This is a genomic window from Bacillus sp. S4, assembly GCF_040838205.1.
GTDB classification, from domain to species: Bacteria; Bacillota; Bacilli; order Bacillales; family Bacillaceae_G; genus Bacillus_A; species Bacillus_A cereus_U.
The window spans coordinates 1-3,391 of the sequence record NZ_JBFPJI010000335.1 but is presented as its reverse complement, the minus strand read 5'-3'; the positions used below and the strand labels follow the sequence as shown (position 1 = coordinate 3,391).

The window sequence follows — 3,391 nt, the reverse complement described above, 5'->3', positions numbered from 1 at the left end:
AGACTATAGTAAATAAAGCTGCTAGACCGATAAATAATATGGAATACAATGGATTTTTATAAATAAAAAATACACTGATTCCAAAAAAAATCAAACTAAAAGAAAATATAACATCTTTTATAATCAATAAAACCCATCGTTTCCCCACACGTACATTTATGAATCTCGTCAACAACGATAGCATAAATCGAAAAACAGTAAAGAAAATCCAGAACAGTACGATTTGTATAATTGTCGCTCCCATACTTTTCATCAATATAGGCAGCATAATGAATACTACAATTGCGTTCGTTATTGCAATCCGAATTAACGTATATATCATGCCAATCTTCATTAACCTTCGCATATGATTTGGGTACGAAATTAAAAATAAGCTATCTGCCTGTTCAAAGAATGAGCGAACTCCTCTTGAAAATGTAACAAAGTAAAATGCAAGTAAACCTAATCCGAAATAAACGGTCTCTTCCATTGATAGTTCTTTTACCCATAATGAACGATAATACATTCCAATAAATATAAGTGCGGGAATAATAATATATAATGCTACTGTCCAATCTGTTACAGAACGAATCGCTTTCCATTTTCTTTGCAATTCATGACGTAACCTTTTATTAAACGGTTGTTTAATCATTTTGTTCCCGCCTTACAATTGCATCGAAACAATCTAACAGTGTACTTCCTGGCATTTCTGCTAACGATTGGATCGCCTCTAAATGTCCATCTGCTACTAACGTACCTTGCGAAATGAGTAAAAATCTTTCACAAATTCTTTCAGCTGTATCCAGTACGTGCGTACAAAGTAAAATTCCGGCTCCTCGCTCTTTTTCTTTATATAAGTAATTCAAAAATTCTTTCGTAGCTACTGGATCTAAACCGATAAAAGGCTCATCAATAATATAAAAATCTGGCTCTGTTAAAAATGCTAATATTAGCATCGATTTTTGTTTCATACCTTTTGAAAACTTTGATATGTATTCGTGTATATGTTTTTCCATTCGAAACGTATGTAATAATTCCCTTGCTTTGCCCTCCCAATTTCCCTCTTCATTTCCACAGGCAGCCATTAACAATTCAATATGCTCCCATAAAGTTAAATAATCATAATAAGTGGGATGCTCCGGTACATATGCATATGGATTTTTCTTTTCACCAAACGAGATTTCACCATCCGTATTGACAAGCAAACCGAGTATCGATTTAATTGTCGTACTCTTTCCTGCGCCATTCGCACCAATAAGAGCAACTAACTCGCCTTTTTCAATTGCAAATGCAATATCATGAACTGTCTTTTCACCAATTTCATATCCGGCTGAGCGGATATTCACCTCTAGCATAATACTTACCTTCTTTCCATTTACATTACAATCAAGGGAAATTATAGCATATTTTCTCGTGACATTGTTCTGAACAGTTTGCTATTAAGGCAGGAAAAAACATATTTTAGCAGAATATTTAATGTTTGGTGTTTTTATATTTATTAAATGAAGTTGAACATATTTTAATGGCTTACGCAGAACAATTAGCAAAAGAGCATAACTGTATTGGTACTTGGCTTGTTAGTGGAATGAACCGCAAAGAAGCACACCCCTTCTATGAAAAATTGGGCTATGAAGTAAATGGGTATCGATTTGTAAAACATTTTTAAACTACTGGTACAAAGAAAGGACTGTAACTATGAAAAACATTGAAGCTATTTTCATTGATCGTGACGGAACAATTGGCGGTGATACTACAATACATTATCCAGGTTCTTTCACATTATTTCCTTTTACAAAGGAATCTTTACAAAAGTTAAAAGCTCAAAATATTAAACTATTCTCTTTTACGAATCAACCAGGTATCGCGGATGGAAAAGCAACTGCGAATGATTTTGTGCAAGAATTAAAAGGGTTTGGTTTTGATGATATTTACCTTTGTCCTCATAAACATGGTGGCGGATGTGAATGCCGCAAACCGAGCACAGGTATGCTCCTGCAAGCAGCAGAAAAACATAGGCTTGATTTAACAAAATGCGCTGTAATCGGTGATCGCTGGACTGATATTGTTGCTGGTGCAAAAGTAAATGCAACAACAATATTAGTTCGAACTGGTGCTGGATATGATGCTTTACATACGTTCCGAGACAAATGGGCACATATTGAACCGAATTACATTGCAGAAAACTTTGAAGACGCTACAAATTGGATTTTAAATCATCAATAAAAAAATTAAATGAGACGTCTTCACTTTGAAAACGTCTCATTTAACTATATATATTTCAAAAAGTTAATTCATAATGGAAATAACGATTATCTCTCAAGTATCCATTTTCAGCGTATAATCGCTGAGCTGATAAATTATCAATCTCTGTTTGTAATTTTACACCTTTTGCGCCATTTTCTAAGGCGAATTCTTTAGCAGCTTCTAATAATTTTTTACCTGTTCCGGCTCCGCGCTTTGCCTCTTGTACAAACAGATCATTTAAAATCCATAATTCTTTCATCGAAATGGAAGAAAATGAAGGATATAGTTGCGTGAATCCAATATATTCACCGTCTTCAACTGCGACGAAAATAATGGATTCTTTTCTCTCGATTCGATTTCGTAAAAACACTTTTGCTCCTTCAATATCGGAATCTTGTCGATAAAATACTCGATAGTTATTAAAAACAGATGCTAGTCCATCTAAATCTGCAATTGTTGCTTCATATATTCTCATTTTACTCCATTCCCCTTCCAATACTGTTTCATAATATCTGTTGCCCATTTAGGCTGCTTTATTTCTTCCCTCGGTATAAATTCTTTCATAACAGGCTTAATATCCAATATAGGTGTACCATCGATTGCGTCTAATCCTTCAACAACAATTGTTTTTCCATCTCTTCTTATCACATTAACAATTGTCGCTCCTATTCGGTTCGGACGATTTTTTCCACGCTGTGCAAAAATCCCTACTTTCGGATACTTACTATTATTTCTAGGGTGTCTAGCAGAATACTGAATTTGTTCATCTGTTACTTTATGAAAATAGAAAATAACTTCAATATGAGAAAACTCTTCGATCCCTTGTATACTTTCCTCTGTAAACGACTCGCTTAAAGTAATAAGTGATCTTACTTCTCCCCACTCATCATCCGCAATTTCCATTCTTTCATTATGTACAAATGCGATTGGTCGAACTGAAAACATCCGCATTCCCCCTTAAATGTAACCACTTACATTATAAGATATTTTCTGAATGTTTTCCACACATACGATTGTTGTTTACATAATAAAATTATATATTATTTTTACTTCTTCATTTATCATTTTGTAATACTCAGTAGATGACTCCCAGCTCATTCCACCAATAAGACCTATTAATTTCATATATTCACCTTTAAGATAATATTTTTTTAGTCAACACTAATAC

5 protein-coding genes and 2 pseudogenes are annotated in these 3,391 nt (G+C 33.8%); 2 read left to right on the top strand and 5 right to left on the bottom strand.

The genetic code is table 11. The annotated features are described in order from the left end of the window. The coding region (locus AB3X48_RS19570; protein ID WP_367959827.1) for an ABC transporter permease at window positions 1-631 on the bottom strand (631 nt) is incomplete at its 3' end. After that, window positions 624-1,334: an ABC transporter ATP-binding protein gene (locus AB3X48_RS19565; protein ID WP_016104728.1), complete on the bottom strand. Its 711-nt coding sequence runs from the start codon at window positions 1,332-1,334 to the stop codon at window positions 624-626. The genes AB3X48_RS19570 and AB3X48_RS19565, both read right to left, overlap by 8 nt. Before the next feature lie 164 nt (window positions 1,335-1,498). On the opposite strand from AB3X48_RS19565, the pseudogene AB3X48_RS19560 reads away from it, so the two are divergent. Next, window positions 1,499-1,645, top strand: a pseudogene (locus tag AB3X48_RS19560) (GNAT family N-acetyltransferase); the annotation flags it as partial. Window positions 1,646-1,674: 29 nt separating this feature from the next. Then, window positions 1,675-2,202, top strand: a complete 528-nt coding sequence (locus AB3X48_RS19555; RefSeq protein ID WP_002202162.1) for an HAD-IIIA family hydrolase — start codon at window positions 1,675-1,677, stop codon at window positions 2,200-2,202. Window positions 2,203-2,257: 55 nt separating this feature from the next. Here the strand turns inward: AB3X48_RS19555 and AB3X48_RS19550 are convergent, their stop codons facing one another. From AB3X48_RS19550 to AB3X48_RS19540, 3 genes and pseudogenes are all read right to left on the bottom strand, one after another. Beyond that, window positions 2,258-2,698 (bottom strand): GNAT family N-acetyltransferase, encoded by a 441-nt coding sequence (locus AB3X48_RS19550; protein ID WP_033710381.1) that lies wholly within the window; start codon window positions 2,696-2,698, stop codon window positions 2,258-2,260. Next, window positions 2,695-3,168, bottom strand: coding sequence for an SAM-dependent methyltransferase (locus AB3X48_RS19545; RefSeq protein ID WP_016104727.1), 474 nt, complete (start codon window positions 3,166-3,168; stop codon window positions 2,695-2,697). The genes AB3X48_RS19550 and AB3X48_RS19545 overlap by 4 nt, the downstream gene beginning before the upstream one ends. 99 nt (window positions 3,169-3,267) lie before the next feature. Beyond that, a pseudogene (locus tag AB3X48_RS19540) lies at window positions 3,268-3,348 on the bottom strand (aspartate racemase); the annotation flags it as partial. Window positions 3,349-3,391 lie beyond the last annotated feature (43 nt).

What these genes read in the sequence shown, in the direction of transcription:
- AB3X48_RS19565 (WP_016104728.1), bottom strand. Translation starts at nt 1,334, where the DNA reads ATGCTAGAGGTGAATATCCGCTCAGCCGGATATGAAATTGGTGAAAAG.
- AB3X48_RS19555 (WP_002202162.1), top strand. Translation starts at nt 1,675, where the DNA reads ATGAAAAACATTGAAGCTATTTTCATTGATCGTGACGGAACAATTGGC.
- AB3X48_RS19550 (WP_033710381.1), bottom strand. Translation starts at nt 2,698, where the DNA reads ATGAGAATATATGAAGCAACAATTGCAGATTTAGATGGACTAGCATCT.
- AB3X48_RS19545 (WP_016104727.1), bottom strand. Translation starts at nt 3,168, where the DNA reads ATGTTTTCAGTTCGACCAATCGCATTTGTACATAATGAAAGAATGGAA.